This window comes from Ferranicluibacter rubi, assembly GCF_011603255.1.
Lineage (GTDB): Bacteria > Pseudomonadota > Alphaproteobacteria > Rhizobiales > Rhizobiaceae > Ferranicluibacter > Ferranicluibacter rubi.
This window is the reverse complement of the sequence record NZ_JAANCM010000001.1, coordinates 332,534-351,461: the sequence shown is the minus strand read 5'-3', so window position 1 is coordinate 351,461 and position 18,928 is coordinate 332,534. Positions and strand designations below refer to the sequence as shown.

Genomic DNA, 18,928 nt, shown 5'->3' with positions numbered 1-18,928 from the left:
GCACCGGATCCCGCAGCCGCCGCCGTTATTGACCCCATCAGGACATCAAGACTTGAGAAAATGGTGCTCTGAGTTCAGGATCTTGCCGTCGATCTCGCCGATCGCCTTCTCGTCCTTGCCGGTATAGTCCAGTCCGGTCAGGATATGGCGGATGAGGTTCAGCCGGGCGCGACGGCGGTCGTTGCCGAGGATCACGGTCCAGGGCGCCTTGCCCTTGTGGGTTTCCTTCAGCATGCGGTTGCGTTTCTCGGTATAGTCGTTCCAGCGCGACAAAGCCTCGATGTCCATGGGCGAAAGCTTCCAAACCTTCAGCGGATCGTGGCGGCGCTGGTGGAACTGCATCAGCTGCATTTCCTGCCCGATTTCCAGCCAGATCTTGAAGAGCACGATGCCTTCGTCGACGATCAGCTTCTCGAATGCCGGGACCTGCTTGAGGAAATGCTCGTACTCCGCCGGCGTGCAGAAGCCCATGACCGGCTCGACGCCGGCGCGATTGTACCAGGACCGGTCGAACAGCACGAACTCGCCCTTCGTCGGAAAATGCGAGACGTAGCGCTGGAAATACCATTGCCCGCTTTCCGTCTCGGTCGGCTTGGTCAGCGCGACGATCCGTGCCGTACGCGGGTTCATATAGGCGCGGGTTTCGTGGATCGCGCCGCCCTTGCCGGCCGCATCGCGCCCCTCGAACAGCACGATGACGCGCTTGCCGCTCGCCTGTTGCCAGGTCTGCACCTTCACCAGCTCGATCTGCAGCTTTTCCAGCTCGGCCTTGAAGACGTCCTTGTTCAGCTTCTTTTCATAGGGGTAGCCGCCGGAGGCCATGGCGGATTTGGTGATCCAGTCCGGCAGGTCCGGCGTGTCGACGTCGAACAGGCGCGTCTTCCCGTTGATGACGATCTCGACCGGCTTGTTGTCGTCCATGCTGCTTATCTCCGTATGTGCCAAGCGGGGTGTGCCAAGCTGGTGTGTCCTGGGCGGGCCAAGCCTGAAGGGGCGGTTGCCGCCGTGGCTGGGGAGCAGGCCATAAGTCCATTGCGATTTCAAGCGCACCGTGAAAATCATGTCATGAAGCCAGGTTACATGCTGGATGTCGCCGCATCGGCTGACAGGTGTGATTGTATGTGCCTGTTGGCGCAGGCTCGTTCGAGCAGGCAGCGACAGTCGGGAGGACGTGTGCAGGAAACGACATATTGGCGGACGATGGGCACCCGCATCTGGGCGGAGAAGTGGCTGATCGGCCTCACCCTTGCCGGCTGCGTTGGATTGATCGCGACCAGCGGCCACGCCGCGCTTGCTGCCGCATTCTGGATCGTTCTCGTTCTGGCGCTTCTGCGGCAACCGGCGATGCCGGCGCCTCCCGCCGCCGTCGAGCCGCTGCCCTCGACCGGCGAGGCGGAACTGGCGACGCTCGAAGCCGGCTTCGACGCCTTGGATATGCCGGTGCTCGTCATCGGACCGGACGAGCGCGTGCTCTTCCAGAACCAGGCGGCCGAAAAGGCCTTCGGTGTCATTCCGGCCAATTCCGACCTTTCCGGTCGCGTCCGTTCCCCGGGCATCCTCGATATGGTGCGCGAGACCATCGCGACCGGCCGCATCAACCAGATCGAACATTCCGAACGTCTGCCGTCCGAGGCCGTCTATATCGTGCGTGTCGCACCGGCTGCGCTGGCCGCTGGTGGGCCCAAGCGGGTGTCGGCGCCGGAAAGCATCGATACCGTCTATGTCGTCTCCTACCGCGATATCTCGCAGGCGCGCCGCATCGATCGCATGCGCTCCGACTTCGTCGCCAATGCCAGCCACGAACTGCGCACGCCGCTCGCCTCCCTGCGCGGCTTCATCGAGACGCTGCAGGGGCCGGCGCGCAACGATGTGAAGGCGCATGAGCGGTTCCTCGGCATCATGCTGGAGCAGGCGAACCGGATGAGCCGTCTTGTCGACGACCTGCTGTCGCTCTCTCGCCTCGAGCTGAAATCCCACATCGCGCCCGAGCAGGAGGTCGCGCTTGCACCTCTGCTCGGCCATGTCTGCGACACACTGGGACCGCTCGCCCAGGATGTGGGCATCACCATTTCGCTCGCCGTTCCGTCATTTCCCATCGTCGTTCAGGGGGATCGCGACGAGCTGATCGAGGTGTTCGAGAACCTCGTGGAAAACGCCTGCAAGTATGGGCAGGAAGGCAAGACCGTGGAGGTGATCCTGTCCGGCGGCGGCGGTGATCCGGTTGAGGTCTCGGTGCGCGATCACGGGCCGGGCATTCCCGCCGAGCACGTGCCGCGCATCACCGAGCGTTTTTACCGGGTGAATGTCGAGGCCAGCCGCTCGAAGAAAGGCACCGGGCTGGGGCTTGCGATCGTCAAACACATCCTCACCCGGCACCGCGCCCGCCTGATCGTCCGCTCGGTGCTGGGCGAGGGAACCGTTTTCACGGTCCGTTTTTGACGGAATATCGACGGAATTTGGGCTCCCAGCAAAAAGCTTATAAAAATCAGAAAGATGGACTGTCATAAATCTTTCGTCAACTTGACATAAAAGCTGGTGGCATCGGCCGCTAATGAAGGGCAGCCGATGAGAATAAACGGCGAAAGCGAGCGCTGACACTCTAGCGCACCCACACAAGCCCATCCGGGAGAATTCCATGAACGCCCTGAAACTGACTGCCGCAGCCCTGGTGGCTTCCGTCGCCTTTGCTGGCGCTGCTGCTGCCCGCGACCAGATCCAGATCGCTGGTTCGTCCACCGTTCTTCCCTATGCAAAGATCGTTGCCGAAACCTTCGGCGAGACCTTCCCCGACTTCAAGACGCCGGTTGTCGAATCCGGCGGCACGGGCGCTGGCCTCAAGGAATTCTGCAAGGGCGTCGGCCCTGACACCATCGACATCGCCAATGCTTCGCGCAAGATCAAGGACAGCGAACTGGCGGAATGCAAGTCGGCTGGCGTGACCGAAGTGCAGGAAGTCAAGATCGGCTATGACGGCATCGTGTTCGCCACCGACAGCGGCAATGCCGATCTGAAGCTTGAGCCGAAGGACCTCTACCTCGGCCTCGCAGCCCAGGTCGTCGTCGACGGCAAGCTCGTTGCGAACCCCTACACGAAGTGGTCCGAGGTCAACAAGAACCTGCCGGACGCCGAAATCGCCGCCTACATCCCGGGTGAAAAGCACGGCACGCGCGAAGTCTTCGAAGAGAAGATCCTTCATGCAGGCTGCAAGGCTTCCGGCGCTGAAGAGGTCATCAAGGCTGCCGTTGCCGACGCCAAGGAACAGGCCCGCACCTGCGTTGCCGTTCGCAAGGATGGCAAGGCTGTCGACATCGACGGCGACTACACGGAAACCCTGGCCCGCATCGCTGCCAACAAGAACGGCATCGGCGTCTTCGGTCTCGCTTTCTATGAAAACAACGCCGACAAGCTGAAGGTTGCGACCGTCAACGGCGTCGTTCCGACCACGGAAACGATCGCTTCCGGCGAATACCCGGTCTCGCGCCCGCTGTTCTTCTACGTCAAGAAGGCGCATCTCGGCGTTATCCCCGGCCTGAAGGAATTCGTTGAATTCTTCCTCGACGACCAGATGGTCGGCCCGGAAAGCCCGCTGTCGGCCTATGGTCTCGTGTCCGCACCGGATGCAGAGCGCGAAGCCGACCGCAAGGCCTTTACCGACGGCACACAGCTGTAATAGGAGCCGATCCGGAGACCCGGTCTCTTAAGGATCACCCCGCACGGCGCGCGAGCGCCGTGCGGGAGCCCCAACGTTCGAATGGCCGGCGTCCGATCTTGCAGCATGCGATGTCGTGAAACGACCGGGGGACCCAGACCATGAGCGCTTCTCTCCTCTTTCTCCTCGTCCTGCTCGTCGGCGCATCCGCCTTCGTGATGGGTCGTTCGCGGGCCATGGCCACGGCCGGCGGCAAGCTTTCCTCGCTGCATTCTCTGCCCGGCTACCACGGCAGCTACGCCGCCATCTGGGCTCTGCTTCCTTCGCTCGTCGTGCTCGCCGTCTGGCTCGTCGCCGCGCCGCCGATGATCGATCGCAGCGTGCTTTTCCATCTGCCGACCGAGGTCCTGAACCAGGGCAACGCGCCCGCCCAGCTGGCACTCGGCCAGGTCAAGTCGGTTGCACGCGGTCTCGCCCTTCTCTCGGACGCCGAGCGCAGTGCGCTCGACAGCGGTTCCATCAATCTTCGCGACGCCATGGGTGCCAAGGGCATTCCGCTGGCCGGCGCCGGCGAACCCTGGATGATCGAGTCCGCCACGACTTTCAACCGGATGACGGCAAACAGCCATCTCGCCATGGCCGGTGTCGTGCTGCTGCTGGCCATCGGTGGAACGCTTCTGGCGCTCCGCGGCATCTCGCAGCGCTTCCGGGCCCGCAACCGTGTCGAGCAGGTCATTCTCGGCGGCCTGATCCTCGCATCGTCCATCGCCATCCTTACCACCGTCGGCATCATCGGCTCCATGCTGTCGGAAGCCCTGCGCTTCTTCGCCTCGGTGTCGCCGATGGAGTTCTTCTTCGGTACGGTATGGGATCCGCGCTTCGCCGCAGCCGGTCAGGCGGGGCAGGCCGGGCAGTTCGGCCTCCTGCCGCTCCTCGCCGGCACGCTCTACATCGCCTTCGTCGCCATGCTCTTTGCCGTGCCGATCGGCCTGTTCGCCGCCATCTACATGGCGGAATATGCCAACAGCACGGTGCGCTCGATCGCCAAGCCGCTGCTCGAAATCCTCGCCGGCATCCCGACCATCGTCTACGGCTTCTTCGCCCTCGTCACGGTAGGCCCGTTCCTGCGCGATATCTCGGGCCAGTTGAATGGCCTCGTCACCGGCAACTATGCCAGCTTCATCCAGGCGCAGAGCGTTCTCACCGCCGGCCTCGTCATGGGCATCATGCTGATCCCCTTCGTGTCCTCGCTGTCGGATGACATCATCACGCAGGTGCCCGGCTCGCTGCGCGACGGTTCGCTCGGCCTCGGTGCCACGCGGTCGGAAACCATCAAGCGCGTCGTCCTGCCTGCCGCTCTTCCCGGCATCGTCGGTGCGCTTCTGCTCACGGCATCCCGCGCCGTCGGTGAGACGATGATCGTGGTGCTTGCGGCCGGTGTCGCCGCCCGCATGCAGATCAACCCCTTCGAGCCGATGACGACCGTCACGGTGAAGATCGTCAACCAGTTGACGGGCGACCTGGAGTTCACCTCTCCGCAAACCCTCGTCGCCTTCGCGCTCGGCATCACGCTCTTTGCCATCACGCTCTGCCTCAACATTTACGCGCTCTACATCGTGCGCAAATACCGGGAACAGTACGAATGACCGACATGACCTCATCGCTCGCCGGTGCGTCGCAGCGTCCCGCATCCACCCGTCGCGATATCGGCATCAAGCGCCGCTACGCCGCAGAACGCCGCTTCCGGGCCTATGGCATCGGCGCCATCTCCATCGGCATCTTCTTCCTCGGTCTCCTGCTCTGGACGGTCGTGTCCAAGGGCTACACGGCCTTCCTGCAGACCGAGATCGTCCTGCCGATCACGTTCAGCGAACAGATCATCGACCCGAAGAACGAACGGGCGACCAACCCTGCCAAGCTGATGACGGCGAACTATCCGCTGCTGGTGCGCGATGCGCTGGTGCAGAAGCTGGGGCTGGACCCGGCCAACCGTGCGGAGGTCAAGCTGGCGACCGACATGGTTTCGGCCAGCGCCCGTACGCAGCTTCGCGACGTCGTCGTCGCCAACCCTGCGATCATCGGCCAGACGGTGTCGGTGGCGCTTCTGGCGGAAGGCAACATCGACTCGGCCAACAAGGGCCAGATCGACGTGACCGTTGCGGAAGCCAACCGCAAGGTGAAGGACAAGCAGCTCGGCTGGATGCAGACCCTCGCGCAGGACGGCGCGATGACGAAGTCCTTCAACACGGGCCTCTTCACCTCGGGCGCATCCTCGCGTCCCGAAGCTGCCGGTATCGGCGTCGCAGCGCTCGGCTCGCTCTACATGATGCTGATCGTGCTGGCGCTCGCGCTGCCGATCGGTGTCTCCGCCTCGATCTATCTCGAAGAGTTCGCGCCGAAGAACAAGCTGACCGACCTTATCGAGGTCAACATCAACAATCTCGCGGCCGTTCCCTCCATCGTCTACGGTCTGCTCGGCCTGTCGATCTTTATCAACTTCGCCGGCATGCCGCGCTCGGCGGCCCTCGTCGGCGGTCTCGTCCTCACGTTGATGACGCTGCCCACGATCATCATCGCCACGCGTGCGGCGCTGAAGGCCGTGCCGCCGTCCATCCGGGCCGCAGCCCTCGGTCTCGGTGCCTCGAAGATGCAGACCATCTTCCACCACGTCCTGCCGCTTGCCATGCCGGGGATCCTCACGGGCACCATCATCGGCCTGGCGCATGCGCTCGGCGAAACCGCGCCGCTGCTTCTCATCGGCATGGTGGCCTTCGTGGTCGATTTCCCGGGCTCGCCGCTCGAACCTTCCACGGCACTGCCGGTCCAGATCTACATGTGGGCCAATGAAGCCGAACGTGCATTTGTCGAACGGACCTCCGGCGCGATCATCGTGCTCCTGATCTTCCTGGTGGTCATGAACCTTGGCGCAATCCTGTTGCGGCGCCGCTTTGAACGACGCTGGTAGTGAGGTAGAAAACAATGAACATGATGTCAGAAGCGACTCTCGAAAAGGCGGTCGATCAGAAGATGAATGCTGTCCCTCACAAGATGATCGGCAAGGATGTGTCGGTCTACTACGGCGAAAAGCGTGCGCTGTTCGACGTGAATCTCAACATCCGCGAAAACACGGTTACGGCGCTGATCGGCCCTTCGGGCTGCGGCAAGTCCACCTTCCTGCGGACTCTCAACCGCATGAACGACACGATCGACCACTGCAAGGTCACGGGCAAGATCACGCTTGACGGCGGTGATATCTACGATCCCTCGATCGACGTCGTCGAACTGCGAGCCCGCGTCGGCATGGTTTTCCAGAAGCCGAACCCGTTTCCGAAGTCCATCTACGAAAACGTGACCTACGGCCCGAAGATCCACGGTCTCGCCCGCACCAAGGCCGAACTCGACGCCATCGTCGAGCAGAGCCTGCAGAAGGCCGGTCTGTGGAACGAGGTCAAGGACCGCCTGCACGAGTCCGGCACAGGCCTCTCCGGCGGCCAGCAGCAGCGTCTCTGCATCGCGCGCGCCGTTGCCGTCAGCCCCGAGGTCATCCTCATGGACGAGCCCTGTTCGGCGCTCGACCCGATCGCCACCGCCAAGGTCGAGGAACTGATCCACGAGCTGCGCGCCAACTACACGATCGTGATCGTCACGCACTCCATGCAGCAAGCAGCCCGCGTCTCGCAGCGCACCGCCATGTTCCACCTCGGCAATCTCGTCGAGGAGAACGACACCGACAAGATGTTCACCAATCCGGATGACCAGCGCACCCAGGATTACATCATGGGCCGCTTCGGCTGATCGGTCGCCAGACCGACAGCTTTGCGCCCGTGACCGAACTCCAAGGACAGGATCCATGGCAACCCATATCGCATCCGTCTATGACGAAGACCTGAAATATCTGAGCCGCCGTATCTCCGAGATGGGTGGCCTTGCTGAGCAGATGGTGGCCGAATCCGTTCGCGCCCTCGTCAATGCCGATCTGGGCCTCGCCCAGAAGGTCATCTCCGACGACGTCGTGCTCGACGACGCCGAGCGCCAGATCGGCGAGAAGGCGATCGTGACGATTGCCAAGCGTCAGCCGATGGCGGCCGACCTGCGCGAAATCATGGGGTCGATCCGCATCGCGGCCGATCTCGAGCGCGTGGGCGACCTTGGCAAGAACACGGCCAAGCGCGTCATCGCCGTCTCCAGCGCCAGCCTGCCGCGGCAGCTGTCCCGCGGGATCGAGCATCTGGCCGAACTGACGCTGATGCAGCTGAAGGAAGTGCTGGATGTCTACGCATCCCGTTCGGCCGAGAAGGCGAAGGCCATCCGCGAGCGCGACGGCGAGATCGACGCGATCTACACCTCACTGTTCCGCGAACTCCTGACCTACATGATGGAAGATCCGCGCAACATCACACCCTGCACGCATCTCCTGTTCTGCGCCAAGAACATCGAGCGCATCGGCGACCATGCGACCAACATCGCCGAGACGATCTACTACATGACGACCGGTGCGCAGCCGCTGGGCGAACGTCCGAAGGACGACTCGTCGAACACCGTCGGCGCACTCGCCACCTGAGCGAGGGGCGCGGGAGCCGAAGCGCTCCTGCGCCATCGCCTCCGGTCTTGAGGCCGGCGGACGTTCGGCTGAAGGTATGCAGCCATCCGGTGGCCTCTGCGCCACGCATAAACTGTCAACGATGATCGCCACCCTCGGGTTCTGGCGAAAGCCTTGTCTCGCGGCAAGGGCACTACGGAGTCCAGAAATGCAGCCGAAAATTGCCGTTGTCGAAGATGAAGAAGCGCTGAGCGTCCTCCTGCGTTACAATCTCGAGGCCGAAGGCTTCGATGTCGACACCATCAACCGGGGCGACGAGGCGGAGGTGCGGCTGCAGGAGCGGCTGCCCGATCTTCTGATCCTCGACTGGATGCTGCCCGGCGTTTCCGGCATCGAGCTTTGCCGGCGCCTGCGCCAGCGCAGCGAAACGGAACGCCTGCCGATCATCATGCTGACGGCGCGGGGCGAGGAGAGCGAGCGGGTTCGCGGCCTTGCCACCGGCGCCGACGATTATGTCGTCAAGCCGTTCTCGACGCCCGAGCTGATCGCGCGCGTGAAAGCCATGCTGCGCCGTGCGCGTCCCGAAGTCCTGTCCTCGCTTCTGAAATGCGGCGATATCGAGCTGGACCGCGAAACCCACCGCGTTCACCGCAAGACCCGCGAAGTCCGCCTCGGGCCGACGGAGTTTCGCCTCCTCGAATTCTTCATGGCCTCGCCCGGCCGCGTCTTCTCCCGCTCGCAGCTTCTCGACGGCGTCTGGGGGCATGACATCTATGTCGACGAGCGCACCGTCGACGTCCATGTCGGCCGCCTGCGCAAGGCCCTCAACTTCTCCAATATGCAGGACGTCATCCGCACGGTCCGCGGCGCGGGCTACTCGCTCGAAAGCTGAACGAAGCCGGCGCTTCGCTCGCGAAGCGTAACGTCTTCGAGGGCTGCATGGCTGTCGATTGGCCTTGCCCCCGGTGCAGACGAGCATACCCCATTGTCCATAACGCAAAAGACCTTCTTCGCAGGACGAAAAAGGTCTTTTCTTTTGTGGTCTGTCAGGCGTTTATCGCGCGCGGCGACGCTCGGCCGAGGGCTGGTAGGCCAGCTTGGCGTGGAAGGTGCAGTAGGGCGAGCTATCCGGAGAGTCGTTGCCGCAGAAGTGGAATTCCTCCTTCATCGGATCGCCGATCGGCCACTTGCAGGTGCGGTCGGTGAGCTGCGTCAGAACGAGCTTGCGCGACATCGGCACGACGACATTGCTGCCCGTTGCGCCGCCCGTCCCGCTGCCGGTCACCGTCAGTGCGGTTTCCGGTGCGAAGGCGCTTTCGGAATCCTCGATCACGTTCATCGTGCTGACCGGGCGCGCCATGGGGCGCAGCGGTGCTGCGCGCGGAGCGGCGTTGGCGACGACGGCTTCCGGGGCTGCCGGGCGTGCGGCGACGACGGGACGCTTCGGGCGGTTTGCGCTCGGAGCGGCACCACCGGCTTTGGCACGACCGGGAAGCGACAGGCGATGAACCTTGCCAATGACGGCATTACGGCTGACGCCGCCGAGCTGCGCCGCGATCTGGCTCGCGCTCAACCCCTCGGCCCAGAGCTTCTTCAGTCTCTCAACCCGCTCGTCAGTCCAATTCATGGTCGTCTCCGTTCCAGGCCGTTCATGAAGGACGAATCCCTCACCGCGCCCCGGATGGCTCCGAAGCTGCAACGCCTTGACTCTTTTGGTGACTAGGTCCGCCGCATGCGTCTAGCAATTATTTGCTAACCTAGAGACGGGGTGACTCCCTGACAAGAGTCCGGTGAATCGACCCGAATCGATTTTTGGGTTTTCCCCAACTTGCTGTCACCGCGTGATATATTTGCAAGGCCTTTTCTCCAGAAAGCATCGCGCCCGAAAAACGCGCGACAAGGCTGTAATTCCGGGACTTTTGTTGACAGCGGCACCTGAAATACCGATAGTGCGCTCGCCGCCGTCAGGGCGGTATTTTTAATTTCGGGCCGGCACTGCCGGTCTCTGCAAAACAGATCGAACCTTCCCGCAGCCCGCGCGGACAGGACGAGGAGATTGGCACGATGGCCGAGACAACCCCGCTTTACGAGACCTACATGCGCGCGCCGCTGCGCTTCGAGCGCGGCGAGGGTGTCTGGCTGGTGGCGGAAGATGGCTCGCGCTATCTCGATTTCGCCGCCGGCGTCGCGGTCAATTCGCTCGGCCACGCCCATCCGCATCTGGTGGCGGCGTTGAAGGATCAGGCCGAAAAGGTCTGGCATCTGTCGAACCTCTACGAAATTCCCGGCCAGGAAAAGCTTGCCAAGCGCCTGACCGACAACACCTTCGCCGACAAGGTCTTCTTCACCAATTCCGGCGCGGAAGCGCTGGAATGCGCCATCAAGACCGCGCGCCGCTACCAGTTCGCCAAGGGCCGGACGGAGCGTTTCCACGTCATCACCTTCGAAGGCGCGTTTCACGGCCGCACGCTCGCGACGATTGCAGCCGGCGGACAGGCGAAGTATCTCGAAGGCTTCGGCCCCAAGGCGCCCGGCTTCGTGCAGGTCCCCTTCGGCGATCTCGATGCCGTCAAGGATGCGATCACCGAGGAGACCGCTGCGATCCTGATCGAGCCGATCCAGGGCGAGGGCGGCATACGCCCGGCACCCAAGGCCTTTCTGCAGGCGCTGCGCGACCTCTGCGACGAATACGGCCTGATGCTGATCTTCGACGAAGTCCAGTGCGGCGTCGGCCGGACCGGCAAGCTCTTCGCCTATGAATGGTCCGGCATTGCGCCGGATATTCTGGCGGCCGCCAAGGGTATCGGCGGCGGCTTTCCGCTTGGCGCCTGCCTTGCGACGGAAGAGGCCGCATCCGGCATGGTCGCCGGCACGCATGGCTCCACCTATGGCGGCAACCCGCTCGCCATGGCCGTCGGCAATGCCGTGCTCGACGTGGTTCTGGGCGACGGCTTCCTTGAGCACGTCCGCGATGTTTCGCTCGTCTTCCGCCAGGGCCTGGCGTCGCTTGCCGACCGCTTCCCCGACGTGATCGAGGAAATCCGCGGCGAAGGCCTCATGCTCGGCATCAAGGCGGTGGTTCCCTCCGCGGACCTGCTGAAGGCGATCCGGGCGGAAAAGATGCTGGCCGTTCCTGCCGGCGAAAACGTCATCCGTCTGCTGCCACCGCTGATCACCACCGCGGAGGAAGCCCGCGAGGGCCTCGCCCGCATCGAGCGCGCCAGCGAGACGCTGACGGCCGTGAAGCAGCGCGCGACCGCTTAAGGCCGCGCCACCCCACACCCAGGATTACCGACACCCAGGCCCGGACAGGGGGCTGAAGCCCCGATGGGACAAGGACAGGACACGCATTTCCATGGCTGATACCCGGCACTTCCTCGATCTCTCCGCCATGTCGGCCGAGAACCTGCGCTCCATCATCGATGATGCGCGGGTGCGAAAGGCAGCGACCAAGGCCGGGACAGCCGAGAAGCCGCTGGCCGGCAAGATGCTCGCCATGATCTTCGAAAAGCCTTCGACGCGGACCCGCGTGTCCTTCGACGTCGGCATGCGGCAGCTTGGCGGCGAGACGCTGTTCCTGTCGGGCACGGAAATGCAGCTCGGTCGCGCCGAGACCATCGGCGATACCGCCAAGGTCCTGTCGCGCTATGTCGATGCGATCATGATCCGCACGACGGACCACAGCCGCCTTCTCGAACTTGCCGAACACGCCACCGTGCCCGTCATCAACGCGCTGACGGATACGACGCACCCCTGCCAGATCATGGCTGACATCATGACCTTCGAGGAGCATAACGGCCCCGTAAAGGGCAAGACCATCGCCTGGACCGGCGACGGCAACAACGTGCTGCACTCCTTCATCGAGGGCTCCGCCCGTTTCGGTTACACGATGAAGATGGCCGTGCCGCTCGGCTCCGAGCCCGACGACAAGATCCTCAACTGGGCGCGCAACAATGGCGGTAACGTCGTCCTGTCGCACGATCCGGAAAAGACGGTGGCCGGAGCGGACTGCGTGGTGACGGACACATGGGTGTCGATGAACCAGGAACATCGCGCCCGCGGCCACAATGTCTTCCAGCCGTATCAGGTCAATGCCGCCCTGATGTCGAAGGCGGATGAGAACGCACTGTTCATGCACTGCCTGCCGGCGCATCGTGGCGAGGAAGTGACCGACGAGGTGATCGACGGCCGCCAGTCCGTCGTGTTCGACGAGGCCGAGAACCGCCTGCACGCGCAGAAGTCGATCCTTGCTTGGTGCCTCGGCGCGCTCTGAGGTTTGCCATCGGCTCGCAGGGCTCAAGCCTTGAAAACCGGCATCCGGCTCCCGATCTAGGGCCAAGCGGGATGCCACGGTTTTTTGCTGGCATTTCATATCAATCCAATAGAATGGAGTTGCGGCTTGCGATTCCCGGACCTGTCCGGGGAGCCGTCATCTGCGTTCGGGCTCGCCGTGGCGGGTCTTGCATGAGGAGTATGGACATGGTGGACAAGGGACCGGATCTCGGCGAATTCGGCTATGCGGGCGATGACCGCGTCGTGCCCTTTCAGGTGGAAGGTCTCGATGTGCGCGGCCGCGCCGTCCAGCTCGGGCCGATGCTGGACGCCATCCTCGAACGTCACAATTATCCGCTTCCGGTCGCGCGCCTCGTGGCCGAAACGGTGGTGCTGACGGTGCTGCTCGGTACCTCGCTGAAGTTCGACGGCAAGCTGATCATCCAGACGAAGAGCGACGGTCCTGTCGATCTCGTCGTCGCCGATTTCTCGACGCCCGACCGCGTGCGGGCCTATGCCCGCTACGACGAGGAGGCCTTGGCCAGCGCCATCGAGAAGGGCGAGACCGATTCACAGGCTCTTCTCGGACAGGGCGTTCTCGCCTTCACCATCGATCAAGGCGAGTTCACCCAGCGCTATCAGGGCATCGTGCCACTCGACGGCGCCTCGCTCGAGGAGATCGCCGGCGTCTACTTCCGCCAGTCGGAGCAGATCCCAACCAAGGTGCGCCTCGGCGTCGCCGAGCTTCTGGATCGCGACGAGAATGGAAAGCCGCGTCACCGCTGGCGTGCCGGCGGCATGGTCGCGCAGTTTCTGCCGGAAGCGCCGGACCGCATGCGCCAGCAGGATCTGCATGGTGGCGATGGTGACGAGAGCTTCGATGGCAGCGTGGACGATCTGTGGGACGAAGCCCGCGTGATGGTGGAGACGATCGATGCCGACGAGCTGACCGACCCCACGGTCGGTACCGAACGGCTGCTCTTTCGACTGTTTCATGAGCGCGGGGTACGGGTCTATCCGCCGCAGGCGGTCTACGACCAGTGCGCCTGCTCGCGCGAGAAGCTTCGCGATGTCCTCGCTAGCTTTAGCCAGGAGGAGATCGAAAGCACCGTGGAGGATGGCGTCATTTCGGTGACCTGCGAGTTCTGCTCGACCACCTACACCTTCGAGGCGACGGAAGTCCGTCCGCAGTAAGCCGACCCGGCGAGACCTCGCCGAATAGGCTCCCGGCTCTTGCGGCCGGGGGTCAGTTCAGCGTGCGGCTGAGGCCGGGCAGATCCAGCGAGAAGGCGGGAATATCCACCGTGAAGGTCTCACCTTCGGGCGTCTCCATTGCGTAGTGGCCGAACATCACGCCGGATGGCGTGTCGAGCGGGCAGCCGGAGGAGTATTCGAACGTGTCGCCGGGGTTGAGCACCGGCTGCTCGCCGATCACGCCGGGGCCGTTCACCTCGTCCACCTGCCCGTTTTCATCGGTAATGTGCCAGTAGCGCGTCATCAGCCGCACCGTCTTGACGGAGCGGTTGGAGATCAGGATCCGGTAGCCCCAGACGTAGCGCCCGTCTTCGGGATCGGACTGATCCTCCAGATAATAGGGCTCTACGGTGACCTCGATGTCCCGTGTCAGCGCGCGATACATGATGCAAAACCTTTCCAGTCGCTGAGCTCTATTCTAGAGCCAGATGGTTTCCCGAAGAATAACGCCCGCGGAAAGTGTGTTGCAGCGCGGCACAAAGAAAAATCGCGCCCGTGAGGCGCGATTTTCAAGCGTTTAGCGATGGCAGAAGAGGTGACTCAGGCCGAAACGGCCTTGAGCGCCCGAGCGAAATCCTCGATCAGGTCGTCGCTGTCCTCGATCCCGGCCGAGAGGCGCACGGTGCCGTCGGAAATCCCGAGCTCGGCGCGGGCGTCCTCGGCAAGGTTCTTGTGTGTCGTCGTCGCCGGATGCGTGATCAGGCTCTTGGCGTCGCCGAGATTGTTGGAAATCTTGACGATCTCGAGCGCGTTCTGCAGCGCGAACGCCGCATCCTTGCCACCCTTCATCTCGAAGCAGACCAGCGTGGAGCCGCCTTTCATCTGCTTGGCGATAATGTCGGCCTGCGGATGATCTTTCCGGCCGGGATAGATCACGCGGGCGATCTGGTTCTGCTCGGCAAGAAAATCGGCAACCTTCGCCGCGTTCTCGCTCTGCTGGCGAACGCGCAGCGGCAGGGTTTCGATGCCCTTCAGAAGCGTCCAGGCGTTGAACGGCGACAGGGCAGGGCCCGTGTGGCGGAAGTAGTCGTGCAGATGCTCGTCGATCCAGTCCTTCGACGACAGGATGACGCCGCCGAGGCACCGGCCCTGGCCGTCGATATGCTTGGTGGCGGAATAGACGACGACATGCGCGCCGAGTTCGAGCGGCTTCTGCAGCAGCGGCGTCGCAAAGACGTTGTCCACCACAAGCTTGGCACCCGCTGCATCGGCAAGCTTGGCCACGGCCGCGATATCGACCACTTCCAGCGTCGGATTGGTCGGGCTTTCCAGGAAGAAGACCTTGGTGTTCGGGCGGATCGCCTTTTCCCAGTTCTCGATGAACCGGCCATCGACCAGCGTGCATTCGATGCCATAGGACGGCGCCAGCGTTTCCACGACCCAGCGGCACGAGCCGAAGAGCGCGCGGGCCGCAACGATATGATCGCCGGCCTTCAGCTGGCAGAGGATGGCCGCCGAGACCGCCGCCATGCCCGAGGCCGTGGCGCGCGCATCTTCGGCGCCTTCCAGCAGGCACATGCGCTTTTCGAACATGTCATTGGTGGGGCTGCCGTAGCGGGCATAGATGAAGCCGTCCGTCTCGCCCTTGAAGCGCGCTTCCGCGGCTTCCGACGTCTCGTAGACGAAGCCCTGCGTCAGGAAGATCGCCTCGGAGGTTTCGCCGTGGCTGGAGCGGGTGGTGCCGCCGTGAACGAGCTGTGTCGCCGGGCGCCAGGTGTTGTTTGCCGTGCTCATCAATTGTCTCCTTCCAGAAACAAAAAAACCGGTCGCGTAAAGCAGACCGGTTCGAGCCCGGTCTTTTTAGCCATTTGTTTAACGTGGCTGCAAGCCGACCGGCCAAATCACCACGGGATAAGTTCCCATACGTCTTCGCCCCGCTTGCGTCAATCGGCCGTATTTGGTTTTGTCGGCCTCTAAAAAAGGATGATGGCATGGCGCGCGAAACGGGCATTCTGGCGGATAGCGCAATCGCTTCGCTGTTCGAGCAAGGCCGTCTTCTCAGCGAAGGGCCGCTGGACGACGACCAGATCCAGCCGGCGAGCCTCGACCTGCGGCTCGGCGCCCGGGCCTTCCGCGTGCGCGCGAGCTTCATGCCCGGCCCGGGACATCTCGTCGCCGACAAGCTCGATCGCCTCAAGCTGCATGTGATCGACCTGAGCGAAGGCGCGGTGCTCGAAACGGGCTGCGTCTACATCGTGCCCCTGATGGAAAGCCTCGATCTGCCGCCATCCATGTCGGCCTCGGCCAACCCGAAAAGCTCTACCGGCCGGCTCGATATCTTCACCCGCGTCATCACCGATCGTGCGCAGGAGTTCGACAAGATCCCCGCCGGCTATCGCGGCCCGCTCTACCTCGAAATCAGCCCGCGCACCTTTCCCATCATCGTGCGGCGCGGCTCGCGCCTGTCGCAGATCCGCTTCCGGATCGGCCATGCACTGCTGACCGAGACCGAAGTTCTCGAGCTTCACCGCACCGAGACGCTGGTGGCGAGCGATACTCCGAACGTGTCCGGCGCCGGCATCGCGCTGTCCATCGACCTCAAGGGCACCGGCCCCGACGGGCTGATCGGCTATCGCGGCAAGCACCACACGGCGGTGGTGGATGTGGACCGCAAGGGTGCGCACGGGATCTACGATTTCTGGGAGCCGCTCTACAGCCGCGGTGCCGACGAACTCATCCTCGATCCCGACGAGTTCTACATCCTCGTCTCGCGCGAGGCCGTGCACGTGCCGCCGCTCTTTGCAGCGGAAATGACGCCGTTCGACCCGCTGGTCGGCGAGTTCCGCGTCCACTATGCCGGCTTCTTCGACCCCGGCTTCGGCCATGCGCAGGCCGGCGGCACCGGCAGCCGCGCCGTGCTCGAAGTGCGCAGCCACGAGGTGCCCTTCATTCTCGAACACAGCCAGATCGTCGGCCGCCTCGTTTACGAACACATGATGGAGCGCCCGAAAGGGCTCTACGGCCTTGGCGTCGGCTCGAACTATCAGGCGCAGGGCTTGAAGCTTTCCAAGCATTTTCGCGGCTGATAAGCGCGTTTCGAAGCCTCGTATTCTCGCTTGAGGATTGACACGCCGCCGCATCTGTTGGATGTCTGGCGCATCGGCGGGTGTAGCTCAATGGTAGAGCAGCAGCTTCCCAAGCTGAATACGAGGGTTCGATTCCCTTCACCCGCTCCAGCTATCTCAGGGGTTCGAGCGAAACGGCGTATCACTGAGCCGCTTCCTGGAACAAAAATCTCGATCAGAATGATTCTGCGAAGAAAATTCGGCTTCGACTTGAAGTCGTCACATTCGGCTCCTATATCTCTCTCATCGGCAACCGGTCGAGCGTTTCGAAAAGAGATGTTCTCGGGTCCGATACAAGCTTTCGTCGATTTGACCACGGATGTACTGGCAACTTGATAAAAGCGAATGAGGAAGGTCGGTGCGGTTTCGCCCCGGCCTTTTTTATTGTCCGAGGCGATCTCGAGATATTGGCGCACATCAAGCGATGGGACCCCGGCGACTAAGCCAGGGTCACGCCATGCAGTCGCGAGAGTTCGTCTCTGACGCTCTCGATCTCCTGCTCTATCCTCGCCGCATTCCAATCGAGCGCCTGCCCGGCAATCTCCGCGATACGGCGAAGGAGACGCAGCGTCAGCGTGCCCGTGACGGCAAGCGCCGTGCGGCGAAGCACGATATCGGCGAGCCGTCCCACCTGCTCGTGGCGTACGAGATAATCGATCTCGCCCTCGACATGGTCCGGCGCGTCGGGAAGGGGCGCTGCGCTCGATGCGGCGATGTGCAGAGCGACAGTGCGCGCCGTCGTTCCGTAGCGGGCAAACAGCGCCACCGTTTGCGCCTGGGAAAGGCCTGACGTCGCGGCGATATCGGCCACCAGCCGGTGGCGTGCAGCATTGTCACCCGGATAGTCGCGGCCTCCGCCGATGGGCATGGCTTCCGTCGAAACCGTGCGCACCCGACCAAGACGTTTCAGCACGGTGTCAGCCACCTCTTCCGCATAGCCGCGAAACGTCGTCCACTTGCCGCCGACCAACGACAGAACGGGGAACGGACGGTCGCCCGTTGGCTCCAGCACCGGCGTCACGTGATCGCGGCTGATCAGGCCGGGATCGCTCGCATTATTAGCCGGCAAAGGACGGATGCCGCTATAGGTGTAGACGATCTGGCTGCGGTCGAATTGCATCTTCGGCAGGAGCTTGCCAAGGCTGTCCAGAAGATACTCGATCTCGTCATCTTCGCAGCGCACGCTGTCCGGCTGGTCGGCCTTGATGTCGGTCGAGCCGACCATCGCGCGGCCGAGATAGTCGAAGACGAGGCAGATGCGGCCGTCATCGGCCTCGAAGTAGATCATCCGGCCGGCGAGTTCCTTCAGCAGCGCATCGTGGCGCAGCAGGATGTGCGAGCCCTTGGTGCCCCCGATCATGCGGGAGGTCTCGCCGAGCGTCGCATTGACCGTGTCGATCCAGGGCCCGCCGGCATTGACCACGAGCTTCGGCTTCACGCGCAACTGCGCGCCGTCGAGCAGGCTGGAAATAATAAGCGTATCGCCGGCGCGGCTTTCCAGACGTGCATGATTGACGGCCGCGGAGGTGGGGCTCGCCGCGAGGCCGTCGCGCACCAGTTCGGCCACCAGTCGCTCGGGATGCGTTACGGTCGCGTCGTAATAGGTGCCGGTGGCCACGATGCGCGGCGTCAGCGCCGGCAGGCTGCGCAGCGATGCGGCCTTGCCGGCCATCGTGTGCCGCGGCATCACCCGCTGGCGGGCGCCATAGGCGTCATACATCGAAAGCCCGGTCTTGATCAGAAGCGCGCCGCGGCTGCGCGGCGTTCCCTTGGCACCGAAGAGCGTGCGCACGGCCGACCAGACGCCTTTCGTCCACGAGAAGATCGGAATGACGGTCGCGAGCGGCTTCACATAATGTGGCGCGTTGCGCAGCAGCAGGTTACGCTCATAGGTGGATTGCGCGACCAGCCGCAGCTCGCCCGTTTCCAGATATTTCAGCCCCCCATGGATCAGCCGCGAGGGTGCGGCACTCGTGCCGGAGCCGTAATCCGACTTGTCGAGGATGAGGCAGGTGAGCCCCTGTGCGCAGAGATCGCGAAACAACCCGGCGCCGTTGACGCCGGCGCCGATGATGACGACATTGACGGTGCCGGTTCTGGCGATCGCTTCCATGCGCTCGGCCATGCCGCCCGGCCAGCGCGTCTCGT

General features: G+C 63.3%; 16 protein-coding genes, 1 tRNA gene and 1 riboswitch. Of the genes, 12 read left to right on the top strand and 5 right to left on the bottom strand.

The features are described 5' to 3' along the window. Positions 1-45: 45 nt before the first annotated feature. On the bottom strand, positions 46-921 hold the full coding sequence (ppk2, locus tag G8E10_RS01615) for a polyphosphate kinase 2 (RefSeq protein WP_110800209.1): 876 nt from the start codon (positions 919-921) through the stop codon (positions 46-48). A gap of 279 nt (positions 922-1,200) precedes the next feature. On the opposite strand from ppk2, the gene phoR reads away from it, so the two are divergent. The 7 genes from phoR to phoB all read left to right on the top strand — a co-directional run bounded on the left by phoR (position 1,201) and on the right by phoB (position 9,081). Beyond that, a complete protein-coding gene (gene phoR, locus G8E10_RS01610) occupies positions 1,201-2,439 on the top strand; it encodes a phosphate regulon sensor histidine kinase PhoR (protein ID WP_281517390.1) in 1,239 nt (412 codons plus the stop codon). Between the two features lie 196 nt (positions 2,440-2,635). Next, a complete protein-coding gene (locus G8E10_RS01605; protein WP_110800207.1) occupies positions 2,636-3,670 on the top strand; it encodes a substrate-binding domain-containing protein in 1,035 nt (344 codons plus the stop codon). A gap of 140 nt (positions 3,671-3,810) precedes the next feature. After that, entirely contained in the window at positions 3,811-5,295 is a 1,485-nt protein-coding gene (pstC, locus tag G8E10_RS01600) for a phosphate ABC transporter permease subunit PstC (RefSeq protein ID WP_110727145.1), read from the top strand. Beyond that, positions 5,292-6,614 carry a phosphate ABC transporter permease PstA gene (gene pstA / locus G8E10_RS01595; protein ID WP_167126229.1) on the top strand — a complete coding sequence of 441 codons (1,323 nt, stop codon included), beginning with the start codon at positions 5,292-5,294 and terminating at the stop codon, positions 6,612-6,614. The genes pstC and pstA overlap by 4 nt, the downstream gene beginning before the upstream one ends. Before the next feature lie 14 nt (positions 6,615-6,628). Continuing rightward, positions 6,629-7,444, top strand: a complete 816-nt coding sequence (gene pstB / locus G8E10_RS01590; protein WP_092931939.1) for a phosphate ABC transporter ATP-binding protein PstB — start codon at positions 6,629-6,631, stop codon at positions 7,442-7,444. A gap of 55 nt (positions 7,445-7,499) precedes the next feature. Then, positions 7,500-8,210 carry a phosphate signaling complex protein PhoU gene (gene phoU, locus G8E10_RS01585; RefSeq protein WP_110727139.1) on the top strand — a complete coding sequence of 237 codons (711 nt, stop codon included), beginning with the start codon at positions 7,500-7,502 and terminating at the stop codon, positions 8,208-8,210. Between the two features lie 187 nt (positions 8,211-8,397). After that, complete coding sequence (gene phoB / locus G8E10_RS01580) at positions 8,398-9,081, top strand: phosphate regulon transcriptional regulator PhoB (RefSeq protein WP_062595195.1); 684 nt, start codon at positions 8,398-8,400, stop codon at positions 9,079-9,081. 162 nt (positions 9,082-9,243) lie between these two features. Here phoB and G8E10_RS01575 read toward each other — a convergent pair whose 3' ends face one another. Then, positions 9,244-9,816, bottom strand: coding sequence for a GcrA family cell cycle regulator (locus G8E10_RS01575; protein WP_167126226.1), 573 nt, complete (start codon positions 9,814-9,816; stop codon positions 9,244-9,246). A gap of 437 nt (positions 9,817-10,253) precedes the next feature. On the opposite strand from G8E10_RS01575, the gene G8E10_RS01570 reads away from it, so the two are divergent. The 3 genes from G8E10_RS01570 (at position 10,254) to G8E10_RS01560 (ending at position 13,655) form a co-directional block, all read left to right on the top strand. Continuing rightward, positions 10,254-11,453, top strand: coding sequence for an aspartate aminotransferase family protein (locus G8E10_RS01570; RefSeq protein ID WP_167126223.1), 1,200 nt, complete (start codon positions 10,254-10,256; stop codon positions 11,451-11,453). Positions 11,454-11,544: 91 nt separating this feature from the next. Continuing rightward, positions 11,545-12,462 (top strand): ornithine carbamoyltransferase, encoded by a 918-nt coding sequence (argF, locus tag G8E10_RS01565; protein ID WP_110727133.1) that lies wholly within the window; start codon positions 11,545-11,547, stop codon positions 12,460-12,462. 206 nt (positions 12,463-12,668) lie between these two features. Beyond that, entirely contained in the window at positions 12,669-13,655 is a 987-nt protein-coding gene (locus tag G8E10_RS01560) for an Hsp33 family molecular chaperone (RefSeq protein WP_167126220.1), read from the top strand. A gap of 52 nt (positions 13,656-13,707) precedes the next feature. Here G8E10_RS01560 and apaG read toward each other — a convergent pair whose 3' ends face one another. Continuing rightward, entirely contained in the window at positions 13,708-14,100 is a 393-nt protein-coding gene (gene apaG, locus G8E10_RS01555; protein ID WP_110727130.1) for a Co2+/Mg2+ efflux protein ApaG, read from the bottom strand. Between the two features lie 155 nt (positions 14,101-14,255). Continuing rightward, entirely contained in the window at positions 14,256-15,449 is a 1,194-nt protein-coding gene (locus G8E10_RS01550) for an O-succinylhomoserine sulfhydrylase (RefSeq protein ID WP_167126217.1), read from the bottom strand. Between the two features lie 45 nt (positions 15,450-15,494). Beyond that, positions 15,495-15,573: riboswitch (SAM riboswitch) on the bottom strand. Between the two features lie 73 nt (positions 15,574-15,646). On the opposite strand from G8E10_RS01550, the gene G8E10_RS01545 reads away from it, so the two are divergent. Together G8E10_RS01545 and G8E10_RS01540 are read left to right on the top strand one after the other, a co-directional pair. Further along, positions 15,647-16,741, top strand: a complete 1,095-nt coding sequence (locus G8E10_RS01545; RefSeq protein ID WP_110800201.1) for a 2'-deoxycytidine 5'-triphosphate deaminase — start codon at positions 15,647-15,649, stop codon at positions 16,739-16,741. 76 nt (positions 16,742-16,817) lie between these two features. Then, a tRNA-Gly gene (locus G8E10_RS01540) sits at positions 16,818-16,891 on the top strand. A 328-nt stretch (positions 16,892-17,219) separates the two neighbouring features. Here G8E10_RS01540 and G8E10_RS01535 read toward each other — a convergent pair. Then, positions 17,220-18,905, bottom strand: coding sequence for a glycerol-3-phosphate dehydrogenase/oxidase (locus G8E10_RS01535; RefSeq protein WP_281517389.1), 1,686 nt, complete (start codon positions 18,903-18,905; stop codon positions 17,220-17,222). Between the last annotated feature and the right edge of the window lie 23 nt (positions 18,906-18,928).

Excerpts from the sequence above, each read along its gene's own strand:
- pstB (WP_092931939.1), top strand. The coding sequence starts at position 6,629 with ATGAACATGATGTCAGAAGCGACTCTCGAAAAGGCGGTCGATCAGAAG.
- G8E10_RS01550 (WP_167126217.1), bottom strand. The coding sequence starts at position 15,449 with ATGAGCACGGCAAACAACACCTGGCGCCCGGCGACACAGCTCGTTCAC.
- phoU (WP_110727139.1), top strand. The coding sequence starts at position 7,500 with ATGGCAACCCATATCGCATCCGTCTATGACGAAGACCTGAAATATCTG.
- G8E10_RS01560 (WP_167126220.1), top strand. The coding sequence starts at position 12,669 with ATGGTGGACAAGGGACCGGATCTCGGCGAATTCGGCTATGCGGGCGAT.
- phoB (WP_062595195.1), top strand. The coding sequence starts at position 8,398 with ATGCAGCCGAAAATTGCCGTTGTCGAAGATGAAGAAGCGCTGAGCGTC.
- pstC (WP_110727145.1), top strand. The coding sequence starts at position 3,811 with ATGAGCGCTTCTCTCCTCTTTCTCCTCGTCCTGCTCGTCGGCGCATCC.
- argF (WP_110727133.1), top strand. The coding sequence starts at position 11,545 with ATGGCTGATACCCGGCACTTCCTCGATCTCTCCGCCATGTCGGCCGAG.
- apaG (WP_110727130.1), bottom strand. The coding sequence starts at position 14,100 with ATGTATCGCGCGCTGACACGGGACATCGAGGTCACCGTAGAGCCCTAT.
- ppk2 (WP_110800209.1), bottom strand. The coding sequence starts at position 921 with ATGGACGACAACAAGCCGGTCGAGATCGTCATCAACGGGAAGACGCGC.
- pstA (WP_167126229.1), top strand. The coding sequence starts at position 5,292 with ATGACCGACATGACCTCATCGCTCGCCGGTGCGTCGCAGCGTCCCGCA.
- G8E10_RS01605 (WP_110800207.1), top strand. The coding sequence starts at position 2,636 with ATGAACGCCCTGAAACTGACTGCCGCAGCCCTGGTGGCTTCCGTCGCC.
- G8E10_RS01575 (WP_167126226.1), bottom strand. The coding sequence starts at position 9,816 with ATGAATTGGACTGACGAGCGGGTTGAGAGACTGAAGAAGCTCTGGGCC.
- G8E10_RS01545 (WP_110800201.1), top strand. The coding sequence starts at position 15,647 with ATGGCGCGCGAAACGGGCATTCTGGCGGATAGCGCAATCGCTTCGCTG.
- G8E10_RS01535 (WP_281517389.1), bottom strand. The coding sequence starts at position 18,905 with ATGGCCGAGCGCATGGAAGCGATCGCCAGAACCGGCACCGTCAATGTC.
- G8E10_RS01570 (WP_167126223.1), top strand. The coding sequence starts at position 10,254 with ATGGCCGAGACAACCCCGCTTTACGAGACCTACATGCGCGCGCCGCTG.
- phoR (WP_281517390.1), top strand. The coding sequence starts at position 1,201 with ATGGGCACCCGCATCTGGGCGGAGAAGTGGCTGATCGGCCTCACCCTT.